At 70.6% G+C, this 20,523-nt stretch carries 21 protein-coding genes; 15 read left to right on the top strand and 6 right to left on the bottom strand.

The genetic code is table 11. From position 1 onward, the window contains the following. Positions 1–37: 37 nt before the first annotated feature. Positions 38–1,276 carry a glycoside hydrolase family 16 protein gene (locus tag JKJ07_RS11850; protein ID WP_202991500.1) on the top strand — a complete coding sequence of 413 codons (1,239 nt, stop codon included), beginning with the start codon at positions 38–40 and terminating at the stop codon, positions 1,274–1,276. A 3-nt stretch (positions 1,277–1,279) separates the two neighbouring features. Here the strand turns inward: JKJ07_RS11850 and JKJ07_RS51680 are convergent, their stop codons facing one another. Together JKJ07_RS51680 and JKJ07_RS11840 are read right to left on the bottom strand one after the other, a co-directional pair. Next, complete coding sequence (locus JKJ07_RS51680; protein WP_202991499.1) at positions 1,280–2,521, bottom strand: chitosanase; 1,242 nt, start codon at positions 2,519–2,521, stop codon at positions 1,280–1,282. A 52-nt stretch (positions 2,522–2,573) separates the two neighbouring features. After that, on the bottom strand, positions 2,574–2,846 hold the full coding sequence (locus tag JKJ07_RS11840; RefSeq protein ID WP_202991498.1) for a hypothetical protein: 273 nt from the start codon (positions 2,844–2,846) through the stop codon (positions 2,574–2,576). A 97-nt stretch (positions 2,847–2,943) separates the two neighbouring features. On the opposite strand from JKJ07_RS11840, the gene malQ reads away from it, so the two are divergent. Together malQ and JKJ07_RS11830 are read left to right on the top strand one after the other, a co-directional pair. Further along, a complete protein-coding gene (malQ, locus tag JKJ07_RS11835) occupies positions 2,944–4,884 on the top strand; it encodes a 4-alpha-glucanotransferase (protein WP_202991497.1) in 1,941 nt (646 codons plus the stop codon). After that, positions 4,881–5,060 carry an antitoxin gene (locus JKJ07_RS11830; protein WP_202991496.1) on the top strand — a complete coding sequence of 60 codons (180 nt, stop codon included), beginning with the start codon at positions 4,881–4,883 and terminating at the stop codon, positions 5,058–5,060. Before malQ ends, JKJ07_RS11830 begins: the two co-directional genes overlap by 4 nt. 7 nt (positions 5,061–5,067) lie before the next feature. Here the strand turns inward: JKJ07_RS11830 and JKJ07_RS11825 are convergent, their stop codons facing one another. Next, positions 5,068–5,448 carry a hypothetical protein gene (locus JKJ07_RS11825; protein ID WP_307834216.1) on the bottom strand — a complete coding sequence of 127 codons (381 nt, stop codon included), beginning with the start codon at positions 5,446–5,448 and terminating at the stop codon, positions 5,068–5,070. A 115-nt stretch (positions 5,449–5,563) separates the two neighbouring features. Here JKJ07_RS11825 and JKJ07_RS11820 point away from each other — a divergent pair, with 115 nt between their 5' ends. Together JKJ07_RS11820 and JKJ07_RS11815 are read left to right on the top strand one after the other, a co-directional pair. Beyond that, positions 5,564–6,415, top strand: a complete 852-nt coding sequence (locus JKJ07_RS11820) for a spermidine synthase (RefSeq protein ID WP_202991495.1) — start codon at positions 5,564–5,566, stop codon at positions 6,413–6,415. A gap of 158 nt (positions 6,416–6,573) precedes the next feature. After that, complete coding sequence (locus JKJ07_RS11815) at positions 6,574–7,797, top strand: translation initiation factor 2 (protein WP_202991494.1); 1,224 nt, start codon at positions 6,574–6,576, stop codon at positions 7,795–7,797. A 65-nt stretch (positions 7,798–7,862) separates the two neighbouring features. On the opposite strand, the gene JKJ07_RS11810 is transcribed toward JKJ07_RS11815, so the two are convergent. Next, complete coding sequence (locus tag JKJ07_RS11810; protein WP_202991493.1) at positions 7,863–9,113, bottom strand: TerC family protein; 1,251 nt, start codon at positions 9,111–9,113, stop codon at positions 7,863–7,865. Between the two features lie 26 nt (positions 9,114–9,139). Next, positions 9,140–9,886, bottom strand: coding sequence for a pentapeptide repeat-containing protein (locus JKJ07_RS11805; RefSeq protein WP_202991492.1), 747 nt, complete (start codon positions 9,884–9,886; stop codon positions 9,140–9,142). 112 nt (positions 9,887–9,998) lie between these two features. Between JKJ07_RS11805 and JKJ07_RS11800 the strand changes: the two genes are divergently transcribed. From JKJ07_RS11800 to JKJ07_RS11790, 3 genes are all read left to right on the top strand, one after another. Further along, positions 9,999–10,463: a hypothetical protein gene (locus tag JKJ07_RS11800; RefSeq protein ID WP_202991491.1), complete on the top strand. Its 465-nt coding sequence runs from the start codon at positions 9,999–10,001 to the stop codon at positions 10,461–10,463. Positions 10,464–10,528: 65 nt separating this feature from the next. After that, on the top strand, positions 10,529–12,130 hold the full coding sequence (locus JKJ07_RS11795) for a DUF5305 family protein (RefSeq protein ID WP_307834215.1): 1,602 nt from the start codon (positions 10,529–10,531) through the stop codon (positions 12,128–12,130). Between the two features lie 64 nt (positions 12,131–12,194). Beyond that, positions 12,195–13,268, top strand: coding sequence for a lamin tail domain-containing protein (locus tag JKJ07_RS11790; RefSeq protein WP_236028730.1), 1,074 nt, complete (start codon positions 12,195–12,197; stop codon positions 13,266–13,268). A 51-nt stretch (positions 13,269–13,319) separates the two neighbouring features. Here the strand turns inward: JKJ07_RS11790 and JKJ07_RS11785 are convergent, their stop codons facing one another. Further along, positions 13,320–13,880, bottom strand: coding sequence for a TetR/AcrR family transcriptional regulator (locus JKJ07_RS11785; protein ID WP_202991490.1), 561 nt, complete (start codon positions 13,878–13,880; stop codon positions 13,320–13,322). A 125-nt stretch (positions 13,881–14,005) separates the two neighbouring features. Between JKJ07_RS11785 and JKJ07_RS11780 the strand changes: the two genes are divergently transcribed. The 7 genes from JKJ07_RS11780 (at position 14,006) to JKJ07_RS11750 (ending at position 20,518) form a co-directional block, all read left to right on the top strand. Beyond that, positions 14,006–14,707 carry an SDR family oxidoreductase gene (locus JKJ07_RS11780; RefSeq protein WP_202991489.1) on the top strand — a complete coding sequence of 234 codons (702 nt, stop codon included), beginning with the start codon at positions 14,006–14,008 and terminating at the stop codon, positions 14,705–14,707. Positions 14,708–14,745: 38 nt separating this feature from the next. Continuing rightward, entirely contained in the window at positions 14,746–15,666 is a 921-nt protein-coding gene (locus tag JKJ07_RS11775) for an STM4015 family protein (protein ID WP_202991488.1), read from the top strand. After that, positions 15,666–16,856 carry an STM4014 family protein gene (locus JKJ07_RS11770; protein ID WP_202991487.1) on the top strand — a complete coding sequence of 397 codons (1,191 nt, stop codon included), beginning with the start codon at positions 15,666–15,668 and terminating at the stop codon, positions 16,854–16,856. The genes JKJ07_RS11775 and JKJ07_RS11770 overlap by 1 nt, the downstream gene beginning before the upstream one ends. Next, positions 16,844–17,632: an STM4013/SEN3800 family hydrolase gene (locus JKJ07_RS11765; RefSeq protein ID WP_202991486.1), complete on the top strand. Its 789-nt coding sequence runs from the start codon at positions 16,844–16,846 to the stop codon at positions 17,630–17,632. Before JKJ07_RS11770 ends, JKJ07_RS11765 begins: the two co-directional genes overlap by 13 nt. Beyond that, positions 17,629–18,933, top strand: coding sequence for an STM4012 family radical SAM protein (locus JKJ07_RS11760; RefSeq protein WP_202991485.1), 1,305 nt, complete (start codon positions 17,629–17,631; stop codon positions 18,931–18,933). The genes JKJ07_RS11765 and JKJ07_RS11760 overlap by 4 nt, the downstream gene beginning before the upstream one ends. After that, complete coding sequence (locus tag JKJ07_RS11755; RefSeq protein WP_202991484.1) at positions 18,930–19,799, top strand: STM4011 family radical SAM protein; 870 nt, start codon at positions 18,930–18,932, stop codon at positions 19,797–19,799. The genes JKJ07_RS11760 and JKJ07_RS11755 overlap by 4 nt, the downstream gene beginning before the upstream one ends. Positions 19,800–20,200: 401 nt before the next feature. Continuing rightward, complete coding sequence (locus JKJ07_RS11750) at positions 20,201–20,518, top strand: DUF8820 family protein (RefSeq protein ID WP_202991483.1); 318 nt, start codon at positions 20,201–20,203, stop codon at positions 20,516–20,518. The last annotated feature ends 5 nt before the right edge of the window (positions 20,519–20,523 follow it).

The raw sequence follows: 20,523 nt of genomic DNA, 5'->3' as shown, positions 1-20,523 counted from the left end.
TTTCCGATACGCACCTCTTCCCCCGGAGGCATCCCCCATGCGTAAAGCCAGAGTGCTTCTCGCCGCGGCTGTGATCGCGACAACCCTCACCGGCGGCTTGTTCGCCGCCGGCCGCAACGACACCGCCGAAGCCGCGGTCGGAGCCGTCACCTGGTCCGACGAGTTCAACGGCGCCGCCGGCCCGATCGACTCCAGCAAGTGGAAGTTCGACATCGGCGGCAGCGGCTGGGGCAACAACGAGCAGCAGTACTACACCAACTCCACGAGCAACGTCCGGGTCAACGGCGCGGGCCAGCTCGAGATCACCGCCCGCCGCGAGAACCCGGCCGGTTACCAGTGCCACTACGGCACCTGTCAATACACGTCGGGTCGCATCCTGACCGCTGACAAGTTCGCGCAGACGTACGGCAAGTTCGAGGCCCGCATCAAGATCCCGAAGGGTCAGGGCATCTGGCCGGCGTTCTGGATGCTGGGCGGCAACAACTGGCCGAACACCGGCGAGATCGACATCATGGAGAACGTCGGCAAGGAGCCCAACACCCTGTACGGCACGGTGCACGGCCCCGGTTACTCCGGCGGCGCGAGCATCGGCGGCAACCGGGTCAACGGTGCGCCGCTCGGTAACGACTTCCACAACTACGCCGTGGAGTGGTCGCCCAACCTGATCCGCTGGTTCCTCGACGGATCCGAGTACTTCCGGGTCACTCCGGCCAACCTGCCCGGCCAGTGGGTGTTCGACCACAACTTCTTCATGATCCTGAACGTGGCGGTCGGCGGTTACTGGCCCGGCTACCCGGACGGCAGCACGGTGCTCCCGCAGACCATGCTCGTCGACTGGGTGCGCGTCAACGCCTGGAACAACGACGGCGGCACCACCCCGCCGCCCTCGACCGGCGGCACCATGCTCAAGAGCACGTTCAGCGGACGCTGCATCGACATCCCGAACGGCAACGCCGCGGACGGCGTACGGATCCAGATGTGGGACTGCAACAACAGCGGCGCCCAGAAGTGGACCTTCAACTCCAACGGCACGCTGACCGCGCTGGGCAAGTGCTTCGACCCGGCCGGGGGCGCGCTCACCAACGGCACGCCGATCCAGCTCGTCACCTGCAACGGCAACCCGGTGCAGCGCTGGACCCTCTCGGGCGCCGGCGACCTGGTGAACCTCTCGGCCAACCGGTGCGTGGACATCAAGGACTGGAACGCGAACAACGGCGCCCAGCTCCAGCTGTGGGACTGCGGCGGCACGACCAACCAGAAGTGGACGAAGGCGTAGGCGTCACCCCGCGAGGCGGTAGGCGTCGCCGTAGACCTTCCAGTTGAGCGGCGTGGTCAGGTCGAGATTGCTCCGGCGGAGAAACATCCGCTGGGCGGTCTCGACCCGGCTCACGTCGGAATGAGCCTCCTCCGTACGCATCTCCGCCACCCGGGCGTTGAGGAACGCGTTCAGATAGGCCAGTTCATCGCCGCCTTGGGCCGGCGTCTTGGTCGTGCGCAGGGCCGCGGCCCGGATCGCCCGCAGGCCCGACACCCCGTGCATCACGGCCGCGTCGAAATAGGCGAACTGGCCGAGCGCCCGCAGCCCGTCGGCCCGGGCGAACCGCAGCGCCGGATTGAAGTAATACGTGTCGCGCGCGTTCTCCTGCACCCGCTGCATGACCGGATCCGCGGCGGCGGCCCGCCAGGCGGCCGGGAAGCCGGGGTCGAGGCCGGCGTGCGAGTCGGAGCCGTTGACGGCGCGCAGCGCGGGCAGATATTTGGCCAGGCCGTTGCCGGGCTTGCGGCGGGTGTATTCGGTGACCACGGCCAGCATGTCCGACGTGCCCGAGGTGAAGCCGACGATCCCGGCCGTGTAGCCGCGCCCGTCACCGATGTCCTCGATGTAGGCGAACTGGTGCCGCCACGTCAGGGTCGAGTTCTCCGCGCTGGAGACGAGCTGCATGGCCCGCTCCTTCTTGCGGGTGTCCTCCAGCCCCGAGACGAGCGAGCCGGTCGCCGGCGCCGCGGCGGGCAGAACCTTGGCCGCGGGCCCGTACGCCCGCACGTCGCGCAGCGCGTAGCCCCCGCTCGTGCGCGCCCGCTGGGTGGCCAGCACCCGCAGGTAACGGCCGTTGCCGCTGAGCCGCTTGAGGTCGTCGGCGCCGCCGTTGCCCGCGTAGGTCGCGTACAGGTCGGTCCAGTTCGAGCCGTCGATCGACGCCTGCACCCGATACGTCCGGGCGTACGTGCTCGCCCAGGTCAGGCGGACCCGCTCGATCCGCTGCACCGAGCCCAGGTCGATGCGCACCCACTGCGTGCCCGGCCCGGTCACGCTGGCCCAGCGGGTCACCGTGCTCGCGTCGTTGGCCCGCGCGGCGACCTCGGCGCCGGTGTTCGACGACGCGATCGCCGGGCGGCCCCGGGTGATCAGCACGGTGTCGTCGGCGCCGGCGGCCACCGAGATGGCGAGCGGGACGCACAGGGTCACGGCGACCCCGGCGGCCAACGCGACCGACCGGACGTGGTGAGCGCGGATCCGCATCCTTCAACGCTAGGTCGCGCTCACCCAAGATCACCGCGGTTCGGGAAAACGCCTACTTCCGCGGGGAGCCGTCGTCGCGCCGCTTGCGGTTCCGGCCGACCAGGACGATCACCAGCACGATCGCCGCCACCACGAACAGGCAGCACACGGCGCCGAAGATGCCGAAGAACCCGAAACCGCCGCGCCGCCGGGAGCGCGCTGCCTCGACCGCGATGTCGGTCACACCGGTGCTCGCGGCCCAGGCGTGCACGGGCACGACGAGGGCCAGCGTCGCCCCGAGAACGGCGGCGGACAGGCGCGACCAGAACTTCACCACTGCAGACATGTGTCCCATCCTGACCGATCCTCGCAACGACATGTCCCCGGACTACCCCCTCATCGGGCAGGGTATGACCAGCGGCAGTGAGACGAGAGGGGCCCGGATGAACGCCGATCTGGCGGAACTGGCGGCGGCGCACGGGGTGGCGACGTGGTACGAGGACTGGCATCGCGAGCGCAAGGACGTCGCCGACGAGTCGGTGGTGGGCGTGCTGGGCCTGCTGGGGGTCGACGCGACCGGCCCCTCGGCGATTCGCGAGGAGCTTTCCGCCGTACGGGAAAGGAAGGCTCTCGGTCTGATGCCGGGAACCGTCGTCGTGCGCGAGGGCGGCACCCGTGAGCTGCCCGGACCGGCCACGATCACGCTGGAGGACGGCACGACGCGTGAGGTGAGCGCGATCCCGGCCGATCTGCCGCTGGGCTGGCACCGCCTGCACGTCGGCGACCAGGACGTGACGCTCGTCGTCGTGCCCACCGAGCTCCCCGAGCCGCCGCAGACCTGGGGCTGGATGGTGCAGCTGTACGCGCTGCACTCGGCGCGCTCGTGGGGCATGGGCGACCTGGGCGACCTGCGCGAGTTCCTGACCGTCTCGGGCGACCCGGGCCTGGTGCTGCTCAACCCGCTGCACGCGATCACCCCGACGCTGCCCGTGCCGGCCTCGCCGTACTCGCCGTCCAGCCGCCGCTTCGCCAACCCGCTCTACCTGCGGATCGCCGACACCGACGAATACCGCCGGGCCGATCCCGGCGTGCGGGCCGCGGTCGACCGGCTCAAGCCCGCCCCGACCGCCGACGGCCTGATCGACTACAGCGCGGTCTGGCAGGCCAAACGGGCGGCGCTCGACCTGCTCTGGCCGATGGCGGGCGACGTCGACCTGGAGTCCGACCCGGGCCTGACCGACTTCGCCCGGTTCTGCGCGCTGGCCGAGCGGCACGGGCCGAACTGGACGGAGTGGCCGGAGGAGCTGCGCCGCCCCGACTCCCCCGCCGTCCGGGAGTTCCAGAGCGACCGGATCGCCTATCACGCCTGGCTCCAGCGGCTGCTCGGCGCCCAGCTGGAGGCGGCCAACGAGGCGGCCCGCGCCGGTGGCATGCCCGTCGGCGTCGTGCACGACCTGGCCGTGGGCATCGACCCGAACGGCGCCGACGGCTGGCTGCTGCAGGACGTGCTGGCCGCGGGCGTGCACACGGGCGCCCCGCCGGACGCGTTCAACCAGCTCGGCCAGGACTGGGGGCTCGCCGCCTGGCGGCCCGACATGCTGATCGAGACCGGGTACGCGGCGTACCGGGACATGCTGCGGCGGATCTTCCGGCACGCGGGTGGCCTGCGCGTCGACCACGTGGCCGGGCTGTGGCGGCTGTGGTGGGTGCCGCCGGGCATGGGACCGGCCGAGGGCACCTACGTGCACTACGACCCCGAGGCGATGCTGGGCATCCTGGCCCTGGAGGCTTCGCGCGCGGGCGCGGTGGTGATCGGCGAAGATCTGGGCACGGTGCAGCCCGCGGTCACCGAGACGCTGGAGCGGATGAACATGCTCGGCTCGGCCGTCCTCTACTTCACCCGCGAGTGGACCGAGCCGGACCAGCCGTTCGTGCCGGCCGAGGACTACAAGCGCAACGCCCTGGCCTCGGTGTCGACCCATGACCTGCCGACCGCGGCCGGGTTCCTGACCGGCGAGCAGGTGCGGGTGCGGGCCGAGCTCGACCAGCTGGCCGGGCCGGTCGAGGAGGAGCGGCGCAACGCCCGGCGCGACCGCGACGCTCTGGTGGCCGTCCTCGAGGGCGACGGCCTGATCGCCGCGGGCGCCTCGGACGACGAGATCATCGTGGCGATGCACGAGTTCCTGGCCCGTACGCCGTGCCGTTTTGTCACCGCATCGCTTTACGACGTGCTCGGCGAGCTCGCGCAGCCCAACCTGCCGGGCACTATGAACGAATACCCGAACTGGCGGATGCCGTTGACCGCCGGGCTCGAGGCGATCGCCGAGGATCCGCGGGTTCGTACGATCGCCGCGATCCTCAACCAACGAAAGGCACAGCGATGAGTTTCCTCGACAAGGCCAAGGACTTCCTCGACAAGAACGACGAGAAGGTCGACCAGGCGCTCGAGAAGATCGGCGACGAGGTCGACAAGCGCACCGGCCACAAGCACAGCTCGCACATCGACCGGGCCGTCGACGAGGCCCAGAAGCGCACCGGCCAGGGCGACACCCGCCCATAGCAGGGTTTCAGATAGCGAGCGGCGGGGGCGGCGGGTCGTCGTCCACCGCGAACAGCATGGGGTGCGGCGGCATGTAGCTGTCGCGCTGCCGGCACAGCAGCGGCGGCAGCAGCGAGGAGCGGTGCTCCGGGTGCTCCGCGCAGTGCCGGGTGGCCCGGTTGATCGCATCCGAGTGATGCCGGCCCCCGCCGTACTCGCCGCAGTTGGCGCAGTCCCAGCGCCAGAACGCCGGACCCTCCTCGGCCAGGTGCCGCCGGATCTTCAACGGCGGGCCGGCCTCGACCTGAGCCGCCGCGATGATCGCGGGCATGTCCCCGGCCGCCGGGGGCGTCGGCGGGCGTCGCTGCTGCTCGCCGATGATCTGCGCCAAGACATTGCTCGTGGACACGGCTGTACCTCCTCTGTCGCGCAGACCCAAGTCTTGAGTATCTTTTCGGCCGGATGAGTCGTTTTCCCCCAAATAACCCCGAACGGGCTGTTCGGCGGCCGTGGATACTTGCTGCGTGGCGCAGCGCAAGAGGTCGGAACGACTGGTCGAGACGGTGGCGTCGGGGGTCGCCGAGCTGCTGCCCGACCCCGACCGCGACACCGCCTTCACCCTGCTGCTCGACGGCGCCCCGCAGTCGCACGTCGACCTGGCCGACCCCACCCACCTGCAATTCGAGTACGTACGCCGGATGGCCGCGGCGATCGACCTGCTGGCCCCGCCCGGGCAGCCGGTGCGCGCGCTGCACCTGGGTGGCGGCGCCCTGACGATCCCCCGCTACCTCGCGACCACCCGGCCCGGCTCGGCCCAGCGCGTGGTCGAGATCGACGGCCCGCTGGTCGAGTTCGTGCGCAAGGCCCTGCCCCTGCCGCCCAAGGCCAACATCCGCGTACGGGTGGGGGACGCGCGCGCCGCCGTCGAGGGCATGCGCGACAGCGGTTACGACCTGATCGTGCTCGACGTCTTCGCCGGCGCCCGCACCCCGGCCCACCTGACCTCGGTCGAGTTCGCGCACGAGCTGGCCCGCGTGCTCGACCCGGCCGGCCACCTGATCGCCAACGTCACCGACGGGCCGCCGCTGCGCCACGCCAAGGTCCAAGTCGCCACGATCCGCGCCGCGCTGCCCGAGGCGTGTCTCGTGGCCGACGCCTCCGTGCTGCGCGGCCGCCGCTACGGCAACCTCGTCGTCATCGCCGGGCGCACCCCGCCGCCGGTGGCCGGGCTCGCCCGCCGGGCCGCCGGGGACTGGTTTCCCGGGCGGCTCGAGACCGACCTCGACCGCTTCGCCGGGGGCACGAAGCCCGTCACGGACAGTGTCGCCGTGGCATCACCGTCCCCACCGGTCGGCCTCTTCGGTAACCGTACGTAACATCGCGTCGGCCGATCGTGCAAGTATTTTCGGCCTGTCGTGTTCTCGTCAGGAAATCCGGTGTGATTCGCGGCTGCCGACTTGTTTGCGCGAGGTCACAAGGTTGTAATCGGTAACGGTCGCGTTATCGGGGCGCGGCGACAGTGGGGGGAACACGCATGCCCGAGTACTACGCTGCGCTACGCGACACGATCTCGACCGACTCCGAGCGCATCCTGTGGAGCGGCCACACCGCCGTGGCGGAGTACGCGTTCGACGAGCCCGCCTCGCTCCCCCGGTGGACCCTGCCCGAGGAGACCGAGGTCGTCGTGACCGACCAGCGGGTGCTCTATCGCGGCCCCGGCGCCGCCGACACCGGCGAGCTGCGCTGGCCCTGGCCGCAGCACCTGCGGGTGCAGCCCGGCAACCGCGACACGGGCCGGCAGGCCACCGTGACCCAGATCCAGCTCGTCTGCGCGGGCCCCGGCGGCAGCTTCCCCGCGCTAGTCTTCGCGGGTGGCGATCTGACCACGGTGGGTGACGCCGACCGGGTCGCGAACACGCTCCGGCAGGCCATCGCCCGTTACCGCGTGGAGCACGCGACCGACCTCGGCATCGCCCCGCCGCAGCTGCGCATGCTGTCCCGCCTCGTGATCGGCCCGGAGTTCACCAACTTCCCGGGCGGCGAGGGCCAGACGGTGTCGCTGATCGGGGCGGTGTCGGTCGAGACGAACAAGCCCGTCTCCGCCATGCCGACCTCGGCCGCCCCGGTCTCCACCGCGCCGGCCTCGCCCGCTCAGGATGCCCGCCCCGGCTATGCCACGGTGGCCTACCCCTCCTCCGAGATCCCGGCCGCCGAGCGCTCGTACGACATCCGGCCGCCGGTCGTCGTGTCCGGGCCGCCCGTCGTCGTCCCCGCGCCGTCCGACATCCGGCCCGCGCTCGACAGCCTCGGCCCGGTCGCCGACCCGGCCCGCCCGCAGATCGACGTCCGCCCCGAGGTGCCGCAGCGCCGGGCCTGGTCGGCCCGGCCGGCCGACGACGCCACCCTGACCGGGCAGCCCGACCTCGACTCCCGCGCCGCCGACCTCGCCGCCCGCGTGGCCAGCCTGGTCGCCGGGGGCGCGACCGCCGGGGCGAGCCCGCTCGCCGAGTTCGAGAACCAGACCAACCTTTCCGCCTATCTCGACGTCCCGCCCGCCACGGCGCCCCGGCCTCGCGCCGCCGCCGAGGAATGGGTGAGCCAGAGCGAGGCCGGTGACCGGGCCGAGTCGGTCCGGCGCACGGCCGCCCGCTTCGCCGGCAACGCGGCTCGCGTGCGCGGCGGCAGCGCCGGCGGCAGCGGCGCTCGCCACGATGGCGAGGTGGGCAGCAGCGGACGGGGCAGCCACCGCCAGGGCTGATGAGGACCGGGCCGTCTCGGGGCGGCCCGGTCTTCCCGCTTCTCCTTCTCGGCGTCTTCGCGCTTCTACTTCTCGGCGCTCTTCAAGGGTGATTCCTTGGCCAGCGGGGCGCCCGCCGGCACGAAGCAGGTGCCGTTGGCGACCCGCTCGTCGTGCACCTTGTGCGCCCGCTGCAGCAGCGCCATCAGCTCGTCCTCGGCGCGGATCCGGGCCCGGTAGCGCTCGGGCAGGCTCTTGAGGTGCGCCTCCTCCACCAGCAGACGGTGGAAGATCTCGTCGCAGTAGGCCGGGTCCTTCTCGATGTCGAGGAACTCGTTGGCGTGCCGGCGCGCCGCGGCCACGTACGTCTGGGCCCGGCCCTTGGGGCTGAGCAGCGACGCCACCACGGTGACGACCAGGATCCCGATGATCAGCGAGAGCGACAGCGCCGTGGAGATCTCGGCGACGTGGATCGGCTCGCCGTCGTTGATGAACGGCACGTTGTTCTCGTGCATGGCGTGCAGGATCAGCTTGACGCCGATCAGGGCGAGGATCGCGGCCAGCCCGTACGAGAGGTAGACCAGCCGGTCGAGCAGCCCGTCGATCAGGAAGTACAGCTGGCGCAGGCCGAGCAGCGAGAACGCGGTGGCCGTGAAGACCAGATAGACGTTCTGGGTCAGGCCGAAGATCGCCGGGATCGAGTCGAGCGCGAACAGGATGTCGGTGCCGCCGATCGCCACCATGACCAGCAGCATCGGCGTGAGGACCCGCTTGCCGTCCTGCACGGTGAACAGCTTGTCGCCGTCGTACTCGTCCGAGGTGCGCAGCAGGCGGCGGGCCACCTTGATCACGAAGTTGTCCGGCGCCTCGTCGTCGTTGCGCTGCTCGCGCAGCAGGTTGCCCGCGGTGATCAGCAGGATCAGCCCGAACAGGTAGAACACCCAGGCGAACGAGTTGATCAGCGCCGAGCCCAGGAAGATGAACCCGGTGCGGGCGAGCAGCGACACCACGATGCCGACGAGCAGCACCTTCTGCTGGTCGGCGCGGGGCACCTTGAAGCTCGAGAACAGCAACAGGAAGACGAACAGGTTGTCGACCGAGAGCGCCTTCTCGGTGACATAGCCCGCGAAGTATTCGGCGCCCATGTCGCTGCCGCCGAAGATCCACACCCCGACGCCGAAGAGCACGGCGATCGAGACGTAGACGATCGTCCAGCGGGTCGCCTCGCCGAGCGAGGGGATGTGCGCCTTGCGTACGTGGAAGAAGAAGTCATACAGCAGCAGACCGATGATGCCGAGAACAGTCAGCAGCCAAACCACACCCGACACATCCTGCATCAGGACATCCTAGGGCTGCGATGTTTCTATCCGCTTGACGAGACCGCCGCGCGACGCTGCGAATCGGTGAAGAAAAGCACTCCGGTGAGATCGGCGCCACGCAGATCGGCCCCGCGCAGGTCCGCGCCCGTGAAGTCGGCCCGGCGAAGATCGGCGTCGCGCAGGTCGGCTCCGATCAGCAGCGCACCCCGGAAGCTCGCCCCGCGCAGGTCGGCCCCGCGCATCCGGCGGCCGATCAGGTTGGCCCCGCGGTGATCCTTCCGCTTCGGGAACGAGGCCCGGGCGAGCTCGCTGGCCCGCTGCAGCAGCGGGTTGACCCGGCGCCGGATCGCGTCCAGGTCGAGGCCGCGCAGCTCCGCCGACGAGCCGGCGGCGAGGTGGTCGGTCTCGGCGAGAGCGTCCCGCAGCTTCGGATGTACGCGGCGGGCCTCGTCCAGCTTGAGCGCCTCGGTGACGAACCACATCAGCTCGTGCAGCTGCCGCATGATCGGCAGGGCGGCGAACATCTCGGGCCGCTGCCTCCAGTCGGCGCCGCCGAACGTCTCCTGGGTCAGCCGCTGCCCCGCCCCGAAGCAGTCGAAGACGACGCAGCCGTGGAAGCCGCTGCTGTCGAGCCGCTCGTGGATCGTGCAGCGGAAGTCGTCGCCGAGGTTGCGGCAGGGTGTGCCGGCCGGCTTGTCGATGGCGAAGTCGGACGACTTGGCGAAGGCCGGCGCGACACAGCAGAGGGCGACGCAGCGCGAGCAGTCGGCGTGGAGCTCCCGTTCAGGCATTTCCCCCACTGTCCCAGACCGCCCGCATCGGCTTGCAACCAGTTAGCACTTCTCCGCCTCGACCGAGGGCCGAATCAACAGGTGCAAGGGACATCAACGGGGGGAACGAAATATGGGCAACTTGACTCGCATCATCGGTGGCGTCATCGCGGCCGGGGCCGTCGCGGCCGGAGCGTCCGCTTTCACCGCGCCGGGCGTCGAGGCCGACAGCAGCCTCGCCGGCGGCGTCACCGGCGGCGGCAGCATCAGCGTCACCGTCAACGGGCTCGCGATCGTCAAGTCCGCCCGAGTGGTCCAGCCGCTCCTGAGCCCCAACGAGATCACCGGCGTCTCGGCCGAGATCACGGCCCCGAACGGCTCCTCCACCGTCGCGGCCGGATCTACCGTTCTCGCCCGGGTGACCGGCACGGGCGGCACCGAAGGCGCGTCGAAGCCGGTGTCGGACTGGATCACCTGCACCCAGATCCTGACCGGAACGAACTACAGCTGCGTGGTCGGCGCCAACAAGTACTACAACGCCCTCAGCAAGATCGAGATCGCGGTGGTCGCCGCGAACTCGCAGATGCCGACCTCGTAATCACGTTTGAATGAAGCCTGCGACTCGATCACCTCGGGTCGCAGGCTTCTTTTCTTCGTCGTGGGGTGCTCATTCGCCATCCGATCCGCCATCTGATCGTGGCCGTCGTCCTCGGGGTGACGGCCGTCGGCGTATGGGCGGTCGCCACCGAGCGCGTCTCCTACGTCATCACGTACGGCGTGAGCATGAACCCCGTCTACTACAAGGACGACCTCGTCGTGGTCGCGCGCCGGAGCTCGTACGGGATCGGCGACATCGCGGCCTACCGGGACGCCAAGTCGGGTCAGCGGGTGCTGCACCGGATCATCGGCGGCTCGGCGGCGGGCGGCTTCGTGTTCAAGGGTGACAACAACCAGTCCGTCGACCTTCCCCACCCCACCGCGGCCCAGCTGATCGGCAAGGCGGCCCTGCACGTCCCGCACGGCGGCATTTGGCTGAAACCTCTCCTGAGCCCGTCCGGGTTGGGGATGATCGTGTTCTTGATCGCCGGCGGCGGGACGACGGCGACGCTGACCCGCAGGCAGGTCCCGAGGGGCCGGCGGAAGAAGAAAGTGAAGGCCATGTCTCGCCAAGCCGGCTCGTGGGCGCAGGCGGCGGAGGTCGTCCGGATCCTCGAACGCATGCCGGCCCACGTACGCGCCTTGGCCGTGGCCACCGCCGCGATCGCCGGCCTCGCACTCGGCCTCGGCCTGGTCGGCTGGACGAAACCCGTCACCGCGACCGTCGCCGTGCCGCCGGGACCGGCGCAGACGACCACGTTCTCCTACTCGGCCCGGGTCCCGCCGTCGCCCGCCTACGACGGCACGACGGTGACGTCGCCCGACCCGGTCTTCCGCCGGCTGACCGACCGCATCGACCTGCGCACCCGGTACGAGGGGCCGCCCGGCACCTTCGCGCTCGGCGCCGAGCTGACCAACGGCACCGGCTGGCGTACGACCATGGCGCTCGTGCCCGCCCAGCAGTTCACCGGCTCGGCCTACCAGCGGACCGTGCGGCTCGACCTCAAGGCGCTGAGCGACCGTGCCGCCGCCGCGTCCCGGGCGACCGGCGTGGGGGTCGGCAACCCGATCGCCATCGAGCTCCGCAGCCTCGTCAGCTCGGCCGGGATCGCGCCCTTCACCGCGACCACCCGGTTCGAGATGAACGACGTACAGCTGATCGTGGTGGCCGGCAGCTCGCTCAGCTCATCGGCCGGCGCCACTCCTGCAACAACAGTCCAAGCACGCGAAGTCGCCATCTTCGGACACCAGGTCATGAACGCGAGCACCGCCCGTTCGTACGCGATTCTGGCGTTTCTGACCGCTATGGCCGGGGCGCTGTTGATCTATTTGCGGACTCGTCGCAATGAGCCGCCGCGCACCCGGGCGGAGATCGAACGCCGCCATCAGCACCTTTTGGTGCATGTCGAACCGATGAACAGTCCGCCCGGGAAGCCGGTCGTGAACGTCGACAGCTTTCCCGCGCTGGTCAAACTGGCCGAGCGATATGGCCAAATGATCCTCACGTGGCGCCGTCCGGACGCCGATGATTTCGTTGTCCGTGACGAGGGAATCACCTACCGCTACCGAGTGCCGCTCGACGAACCGGTCTTACAAAATGTCGAACACATAAAACGCCCGAACAGCGCGGGAACCCATCGAAGGAAGACATCTTCGTCGGTGACCTGATGGTTGTTCGTAATTGTCCTACCGGGCCATACAAGAGACGCCCATCTGCACTACGCTGCTGCGAATGATCTCCAGGCTCGTGACCAAGGCCGTCGTGATCGGGGTCGCGGCGACGTTCGCCATTGCCGCTCCCGCCTCGGCCGCCGCAACACCAACCCTCTCCGGTCCGGCAGAAGTCCTCGGCTTCGCCGAGTTCGAAATGACGGGCACCGCCGACCCGGGCACCACGGTCGACCTCTGGGAAACCTCCATCGGCTGGAACAACTGGGAGCGTGCCCGCGACTGGACGACCGCCGCTGGTTACGTGAGCGCCACGGCCGACGCCAGCGGCAAGTTCACGATCAAGCGCTTCCTCGACTCGGGCTTCTACTTCCGGGTGCAGCAGGGCGACGTCCAGTCGGAACGGATCACGGTCAAGGCCCGGATCGATCCGACGTTCTGGGTCAGCCGGCCCAGCCCGGTCGTCAACGGCCAGGCCATCGCCGGCATCAGCGTCCTGCCCAACCAGCCCGGCCTCAAGGTGCAGGTGCAGCGCAAGTCGGGCAGCAGCTGGGTGAACGTGAAGTCTTTCGACACCGACCCGGACGAGAAGACCGGCAACACCCTGAGCACCCTCACCGGTCAGCCCAGCGGTGACCAGACCTTCCGCGCGGTCATCAGCGGCGACGACTCGAACGGCGTCCTCGGCGCCACCTCGGCCGAGGCCAAGCAGTGGATCGCCGGCGCCGGCACCCCGACCACCCCGCCGCCGAGCCCGGCCGTCGGCACGGTCAAGTTCACCGGGATCCAGTACGACTCCCCCGGCGTGGACACCGGCAGCAACGGCAGCCTCAACACCGAGTGGGCCAAGCTGACCAACACGACGAAGTCCGCCATCAACCTCAAGGGCTGGACCGTCCGCGACCAGGCGAAGATCATCTACACGTTCCCCAGCTACAACCTGGCTGCCGGCGCGTCGGTCTTCATCCGCAGCGGCAAGGGCACCAACGCCGGCAACCAGCGCTACTGGGGCCGCGCGGGCAAGGTGGGCTACGTCTGGAACAACAACGGCGAGCAGGCCACCCTGCGCAACGCGGCCGGCACGAACATCGACGCCTGCGTGTGGAAGACCGTCTCCCCGGGCTACACCGCCTGCTGATCTCTCGAGCTGAACCAGAGGCCCGGCCCCCGCGAGGGAGCCGGGCCTCTCTCAGTTCGCGGGCAGGCCCGCGGCGTCGAGCAGGGTTTCGGCCATCCGTACGCCCTCCCGGTCGAGCCCTCCGCCATGCATGACGGCCCACGCGCTGGCGCCGTCGAACGTCATCGTGAGCTGCCGGGCCAGCCGCTCCGGCTCGGCCACCCCGCCCGCCTGCGCCTCGTGCCGGAAGAAGGCGGTCAGCCCGTCCTTGTAGCGCCGGGCGACCGCCCGGGCCGGATGGTCGGGCGCCTTGATCTCGATCGAGGTGGCCACGAACGGGCAGCCGTGAAAGCCCGCCTGCGCCGACACCTCGTCGAGCACCCGGAAGACGTGCAGGATCCGCTCGCGCGGGCCGCCCTCGGCGTCGCCGGCGGGCAGCAGGCTCGCGTTGAAGCCCGGCCCGATCCGGTCGAGGCTGGCCGCGACCACCTCGTCCTTGCTGCCGAAGAGCTGATACATCGATCGCTTGGAGACGCCGGCCGCCCTGGTCAGCGCCTCGACGCCCACGCTGAGGCCCTCGCGATAGAAGAGGTCGGCCGCCGCGTCGAGCAGACGGTCTCGAGTAACGGTCACCCGACCAGACTACCTGGTCTGGAAACCGATCGGTTTCGTAGATCACAGGGCCTTGCCGGGTGGAAACCGATCGGTTTACGGTCGTGGAAACCGATCGGTTTATCCGTACGAGAAAGGCAGCTGGCATGACTGCGATCAAGGACTCGGTCGTCCTCGTCACCGGCGGCAGCCGCGGCATCGGCAAGGCGCTGGTCGACGACCTGTTCACGCGGGGCGCGGCCAAGGTGTACGCCACCGCCCGCGACCCGCGCACGATCACGCACCCCGGCGCGATCCCGCTGCGGCTCGAGGTCACCGACGAGGCGTCGATCGCCGCGGCGGCCGAGCGGGCCGCCGACGTGACGATTCTGATCAACAACGCGGGCGCGGCGGCCGGCGCGTCGTACCTGGACTCGCCGATCGGCGACGTCCGCCGCGACCTGGAGACCAACTTCTACGGCCCGCTGCTTGTGACCAGGGCGTTCGTGCCGGTGCTGGAGCGCAACGGCGGCGGCCACATCCTCAACGTGCACTCCGCGCTCTCCTGGCTGGCCGACGGCGGGCCGTACAGCGCCTCCAAGGCGGCCCTGTGGTCGCAGACCAACTCGCTGCGGCTCAAGCTGCGCGAGCGCGGCATCAAGGTGACCGGGCTGCACGTGGCGTATGTCGACACCGACATGACGGTGCGGATCGACGCGCCCAAGTCGGCCGCCGCCGACGTCGCCGCGGCCGCCCTGGACGGGATCGAGGCCGACGCCCACGAGGTGCTGGCCGACGACGTCACCCGGAGCGTCAAGTCGGCCCTCGCCGGTGACCTGACGCTGCTGTATCCCCAGCTGGTGAGCTGACCGGGATTTTGTCGGGGGGCGTTGCTAGGGTCTCGCCCGTGACGATCAGTTCGAAGATCAGCACGTTCGCGGGCCTTCCCATCGTGGCCTGGGACGCCGATGAGACCCCCGACGATCCGGCCGCCGTGGCGTGGCGCCTCGAGGCCGAGGAGTTCGACGCCGGCGAGGAGGAGCTCGAGCAGGCCCTCGAGGCCCTGCTGAAACGCACCGGCGACGGCGGCCCCGGCGCGCTGGTGGTCGGCGAGTGGGGCGAGTCCTACGGGCGCGCCTTCCCGGTCGATCTGCTGGTGCGCAACGCGCCCCGGCTGAGTCGGCTGCGCTCGCTGTTCGCGGCCGAGCTCACCTTCGAGCAGTGCGAGATCTCCTGGATCAAGCAGGCCGACATCACCGCCCTGTTCGAGGCGTTCCCGCAGCTCGAGCGGCTGTGGGTGCGCGGCGCCGACGGTCTCGAGCTCAAGCCGGTCCGCCACGAGAGCCTGCGCGAGCTGGCCTTCGAGTCGGGCGGCCTGCCCGCCGAGATCGTCCGGGCCGTCGGCGCCTCCGACTTCCCCCAGCTCACCCACCTCGAGCTGTGGCTCGGCGTCGACAACTACGGCGGCGACGCCCGCGCCGACGACCTGGCGCCGATCCTCTCGGGCCGGGCGCTGCCCGCGCTCACCTCGCTGGCGGTGCGCAACGCCGAGATCGCCGACGAGGTGGCCGCGGCCCTGGCCGCCGCGCCGGTGGTGGCCCGGCTGAGCGCGCTCGACCTGTCGCTGGGCGCGCTGTCCGACACGGGCGGCGAGGCGCTGCTGGCCGGCCAGCCGCTCACCCACCTCACGTCGCTCAACCTGAGCCACCACTTCCTGAGCGAGGAGCTCGCGCAGCGTCTGGTCGAGGAGCTGCCGGGCGTCCAGGTCGACGTCTCCGACCGCCAGCAGGAAGAGGAGTGGGGCCGATACACAGCGGTGTCGGAGTAATGCGGCTCGCGGTCGTGGGCAACCCGGCCAACCGCCGGGTCACCCTCTTCACCGAGGCCGTGACCCGGGCCGGGCTGCCCGCGCCCACGATCTTTCCGTGGCGCGACGTGCTCACCGGCGGCCCGGTGCCGGGCCCCGGCACGACCGTGCGCATCGATTCACCCGGCGAGGACTCCGAAGTGGACGTCCTGCTGCGGGCCGCCTCTTCCTCTGATAGCCCTTTCTCTGACGGCCCTTTTTCCGCCGGGCCGCCTGCTTCTTTCCCCGCCAACTCTTCCGGCGGGCCGGTCCCTTCACTCCCTGCCAACTCTTCCGCCGCGCCCGGGAGCGCTTTGCCTTCGGCGGCCCTGCCGGGTGAGATCGTCGGTGCGGCGGCGGCCTATGCGGGGCTGGCCCGGGCCCTCGAGCGGGTGGCCGCGGGCGGCGGACGGCTGCTCAACCCGGTCGGCGACATCCTCACCATGAACGACAAGCGGCGCTGTCACGCGCTGCTGGCGGAGGCGGGCATCCCGGTGCCGCCCGCGCTGCCGCCGGTGGCGAGCTTCGCCGCGCTGCGAGCGGCCCTGACGACGTACGGGTGGGGAAGGGTCTTTGTGAAGCCCGCGCACGGATCGTCGGCCTCGGGCGTGCTCGCGCTGGCCGTCTCGGGGTCGCGGATCATGGCGATGACCTCGGTCGAGATCGGCGCCGAGGGGCGGCTGCACAACAATCTGCGCGTCCGGCGTTACGACGACGAGGCCACGATCGCGAGCATCGTCGACCGGCTCGCGCCCGACGGGCTGCACGTCGAGCGCTGGTTCCCCAAGGCGGGGCTGGGCGATCGGGTGCTCGACCTGCGCGTCGTCGTGATCGCGGGCGAGCCGTCGCACATCGTGGCCCGCACGAGCCGCACCCCGCTGACCAACCTGCATCTCGGCAACGCCCGGGGCGAGGTGGCGGCCGTCCGGGCGGCGGCGGGCAGCACGGCCTGGGAGGAAGCCATGCATACGTGCGTCGAGGTCGCGCGCTGCTTCCCGCGCAGCCTGCACGTCGGCGTCGACCTGATGTTCCGCTCGGGCTGGCGCTCGCACGCGGTGGCCGAGGTCAACGCGTTCGGCGACCTGCTCAACGGCCAGGACACGTACGACTCCGAAGTGGCCGCCCTGCTCGACGGGCGCTACGAGAGCTGGGCCGGCGCGTGCGTGAGCTGATCGGGAGCCACGACCTGCTGCTCGTCACGCTCGACACGCTGCGCTACGACGTCGCGGTGGCCGAGCTCGCCGCCGGTCGCACCCCCACGCTGGCCCGGCACCTGCCCGGCGGGCGCTGGGAGGAGCGGCACACCCCGGCCAGCTTCACCTACGCGGCGCATCACGCGTTCTTCGCCGGCTTCCTGCCCACCCCGGTGACCCCCGGCCCGCACGAGCGGCTGTTCGCGGCCCGGTTCGGCGGCAGCGAGACCAGCGGCCCGTCGACCTATGTCTTCGACGCCCCCGACCTGCCGGCCGGGCTCGCCGCGGCGGGCTATCACACCGTCTGCCTCGGCGGCGTCGGCTTCTTCAACCCGGCCGCGCCGCTCGGGCGGGTGCTGCCGGACCTGTTCGCCGAGTCGCACTGGGAAAGCGACTTCGGTGTCACCGCGCCCGACGGCCTCGGCGCGCAGATCGCCCGCCTGACCTCGATCGTCGCCGCCCTGCCCCCGGATCGGCCGCTGTTCACCTTCGTCAACGTGGCCGCGCTGCACCAGCCCAACAAGCACTACCTGCCCGGCGCGACCGACGACAGCCTGGCCAGCCACGCGGCCGCGCTGGACTATGTGGACGGCCGGCTGGGCGAGCTGTTCGACCTGGCGGCGAGCCGCGGCCGGCCGTGTCAGGTGATCATCTGCTCGGATCACGGCACGCTCTACGGGGAGGACGGCCACGTCGGGCATCGCGTCGCCCACGAGGCGGTCTGGACAGTGCCGTACGGGAGCTTTGTCTTGTGAATATCGACGACTCGCCCTATCAGGGCTATCTCTACGCCTATCCGCACAAGACCGCCTATCGCCGCCTGGAGCCGCGCCGGCCACTCACCGAGGTGTGGGCCCAGGAGAATCAAAAGGCCCTCTTCGGGTACGTCCACCTGCCGTTCTGTGAGATGCGCTGCGGCTTCTGCAACCTCTTCACCCGGGCCAACCCACCCGCCGAGCAGGTCACGGCCTATCTGGCCCAGCTGCGCCGGCAGGCCGTGGCGGTGCGCGATTCGCTCGCCGCCGACGCGTCGTTCGCCCAGCTCGCGATCGGTGGCGGCACCCCGACCTATCTGACCGCGCCCGAGCTGACGTCGCTGTTCGAGATCGTCGAGTTGGCGTTCGGTTCCGACCCGTTGCCGGTGTCGGTCGAGACGTCCCCCGCGACCGCGACCGCCGACCGGCTGTCGGTGCTGGCCGAGCGTGGTGTCACCCGCGTCAGCATGGGCGTGCAGAGCTTTCTCGACACCGAGGCCCACGCGGCCGGTCGTCCGCAACGGCTGCCCGAGGTGCTGGCCGCGCTCAAGACGATCCGTGCGGCGAAGATCCCGGTGCTCAATCTCGACCTGATCTACGGCATCGACGGGCAGACCGCCGCCACCTGGAAGCACTCGCTCGACGAGGCGCTTCGCTGGGCGCCCGAGGAGCTTTACCTCTACCCGCTCTATGTGCGACCGCTGACCGGTCTGGGCCGCCGCGCGAACGGGCGGGCCGGCTGGGATCAGCAGCGGCAAGAGCTCTATCGGCAGGCCGTCGAGGTGCTCGCCGCCGCCGGTTACTCGCAGCGGTCCATGCGGCAGTTCCGCCGGGCGGACGCGCCCGTGATCGACGGCCCCGACTACTGCTGCCAGGACGACGGGATGGTCGGGCTGGGCTGCGGCGCCCGGTCGTACACGACTTCGCTGCACTATTCGTTCGACTACGCGGTCGGCGTCTCCGAGGTGCGGGCCGTCATCGACGACTACCTCACCCGGCCCCAAAGCGATTTCTCGTACGCCGAAATCGGCTTCGATCTCGACCAGACCGAGCAACGGCGGCGGTGGCTGCTCAAGTCGCTGCTCCGCGCGGACGGGGTCGACTCTTCGCTTTATCAGTCGCGTTTCGGCAGCTCCCATGTGGACGACTTCCCGCAACTCGGCGAGCTGGTCGAGCGGGGCTGGCTGCACGACGACCGGTGTGTGCTGACCCCGGCCGGGCTCGCCCAGTCCGACGCCATCGGCCCGTGGCTGGTGTCCGGCCCGGTGCGCGAGGCGATGGGGGCGTACGTGCCGCGATGAACGATCTCTACGTGCTCTATCGGGGCCCGCTGGCCAGCTGCAACTACGACTGCCCGTACTGCCCGTTCGCCAAGCGCGTCGACCCGCCCGCGCTGCTCCGGGCCGACAAGGCCGACCTGCTGCGCTTCGCCTCGTGGGTCGCCGAGACGACCGACCGGCGGCTGTCGATCCTCTTCACGCCGTGGGGCGAAGGCCTGACCCGCAGCTGGTATCGCGAGACGATCGTGCGGCTGTCCCACCTGCCGCACGTCGCCCGCGTGGCCATCCAGACCAACCTGGCCGCGCGGGTCGAATGGCTCTCCGACGCCGACCCGCAGGTGGCCGCGCTGTGGGCGACGTATCACCCGGGGCAGGTAAATCTCGAACGCTTCCTCGACCGCTGCCGCCGCCTCGATACGCTGAAAGTGCGCTATTCGGTCGGGGTGGTCGGGCTGCCCGCGCACTACGACGCGGCGGTGGCCCTGCGCTCCGCGCTGCCGCCGTCGGTCTACCTGTGGATCAACGCAGCCGACGGTCATGTCTACACGGCCGCCGAGGAGCAGCGGTGGACCGCGCTCGACCCGCTGTTCGGCGACAGCGTGCGGCCGCATCCGTCGCTCGGCCTGCCGTGCCACGCGGGCGAGACAGCGATCTCGGTGCTGGGCGACGGCACCGTACGGCGGTGCCATTTCATCCCGACGCCACTGGGCAACCTCTACGACGGCTCTTGGCAGGCGGCCCTGCGTCCGCGCCCCTGCACGAACTCGCTGTGCGACTGCCACATCGGGTACGTACACCTGAAGCCACTCGGCCTCCGCGACGTCTACGCGGACGGGCTGCTCGAACGGATTCCGGTCGCCTTCCCGGCGCCCGCGGTCCCTTCCTAGCCCGCGCCTCTCCACCCCCTGGCCCTCGCTTGTCCACCACCACCCTTCGCGGCACACCTCTTCCCCTCCCACCCGCACGTTCGTGGCACCCGTTTCTGCCCGCCTCCGCGCCTTCGTGGCACCCACCTCTCCTCCTGCCACCCGCGTCTACGTGGCACCCACCTCTTCCCTCGCCACCCGTGCCTTCTTGGCACCCACCTCCCCTCGCCGCCCGCGCCTTCGCGGCACCCACTTCTCCCCCTCCTCCGCCGCGTCTTTGCGGCACCCACCTCTCCCCCTCCGCCGCCCGCGCAATCCCGCCACACGGCACCTGCCCCGCCCTTCGGCGGCCGTCTCCGCCCCCGCGGAAATGTCGTACCCGGCCGATACGGTTTGCGGAGTCGATGACCTCGGGAGGGCTGATGTATCGGCAAGGCGACGTGTTGATCGTGCCGGTGGCCAAGGACGATGTGCCGCCCTGCTCGGCGGTGCCGCGTGATCGTCAGGGCCGCATGGTGCTGGCCCGCGGCGAGGCGACCGGCCACGCTCACGTGGTCGGCGGACCCGGGCTGCAGCTGCTGGCCGACGTCGACGATCCGTCCAGCATGTTCGTCGAGGTCCCCTCCTACGGGCGGGTCACCCACGAGGAGCACGGCCCGATCTCGCTTCCGGCCGGCCATTATCGTGTCGTCCGCCAGCGCGAATACATCCCTGGCTCGTTCCGCCCAGTGGCCGACTGAGATGA

Origin of the sequence: Paractinoplanes lichenicola (assembly GCF_016785085.1) — a bacterium.
Lineage (GTDB): Bacteria > Actinomycetota > Actinomycetes > Mycobacteriales > Micromonosporaceae > Actinoplanes > Actinoplanes lichenicola.
The sequence above is the reverse complement of the archived record's forward strand: the minus strand, read 5'-3'. Positions and strand labels throughout refer to the sequence as shown.

Bases quoted from the DNA above. Each gene is read 5' to 3' on its own strand.
- JKJ07_RS11850 (WP_202991500.1), top strand. From the start codon at position 38: ATGCGTAAAGCCAGAGTGCTTCTCGCCGCGGCTGTGATCGCGACAACC.
- JKJ07_RS51680 (WP_202991499.1), bottom strand. From the start codon at position 2,521: ATGCGGATCCGCGCTCACCACGTCCGGTCGGTCGCGTTGGCCGCCGGG.
- JKJ07_RS11840 (WP_202991498.1), bottom strand. From the start codon at position 2,846: ATGTCTGCAGTGGTGAAGTTCTGGTCGCGCCTGTCCGCCGCCGTTCTC.
- malQ (WP_202991497.1), top strand. From the start codon at position 2,944: ATGAACGCCGATCTGGCGGAACTGGCGGCGGCGCACGGGGTGGCGACG.
- JKJ07_RS11830 (WP_202991496.1), top strand. From the start codon at position 4,881: ATGAGTTTCCTCGACAAGGCCAAGGACTTCCTCGACAAGAACGACGAG.
- JKJ07_RS11815 (WP_202991494.1), top strand. From the start codon at position 6,574: ATGCCCGAGTACTACGCTGCGCTACGCGACACGATCTCGACCGACTCC.
- JKJ07_RS11810 (WP_202991493.1), bottom strand. From the start codon at position 9,113: ATGCAGGATGTGTCGGGTGTGGTTTGGCTGCTGACTGTTCTCGGCATC.
- JKJ07_RS11805 (WP_202991492.1), bottom strand. From the start codon at position 9,886: ATGCCTGAACGGGAGCTCCACGCCGACTGCTCGCGCTGCGTCGCCCTC.
- JKJ07_RS11800 (WP_202991491.1), top strand. From the start codon at position 9,999: ATGGGCAACTTGACTCGCATCATCGGTGGCGTCATCGCGGCCGGGGCC.
- JKJ07_RS11790 (WP_236028730.1), top strand. From the start codon at position 12,195: ATGATCTCCAGGCTCGTGACCAAGGCCGTCGTGATCGGGGTCGCGGCG.
- JKJ07_RS11780 (WP_202991489.1), top strand. From the start codon at position 14,006: ATGACTGCGATCAAGGACTCGGTCGTCCTCGTCACCGGCGGCAGCCGC.
- JKJ07_RS11770 (WP_202991487.1), top strand. From the start codon at position 15,666: ATGCGGCTCGCGGTCGTGGGCAACCCGGCCAACCGCCGGGTCACCCTC.
- JKJ07_RS11755 (WP_202991484.1), top strand. From the start codon at position 18,930: ATGAACGATCTCTACGTGCTCTATCGGGGCCCGCTGGCCAGCTGCAAC.
- JKJ07_RS11750 (WP_202991483.1), top strand. From the start codon at position 20,201: ATGTATCGGCAAGGCGACGTGTTGATCGTGCCGGTGGCCAAGGACGAT.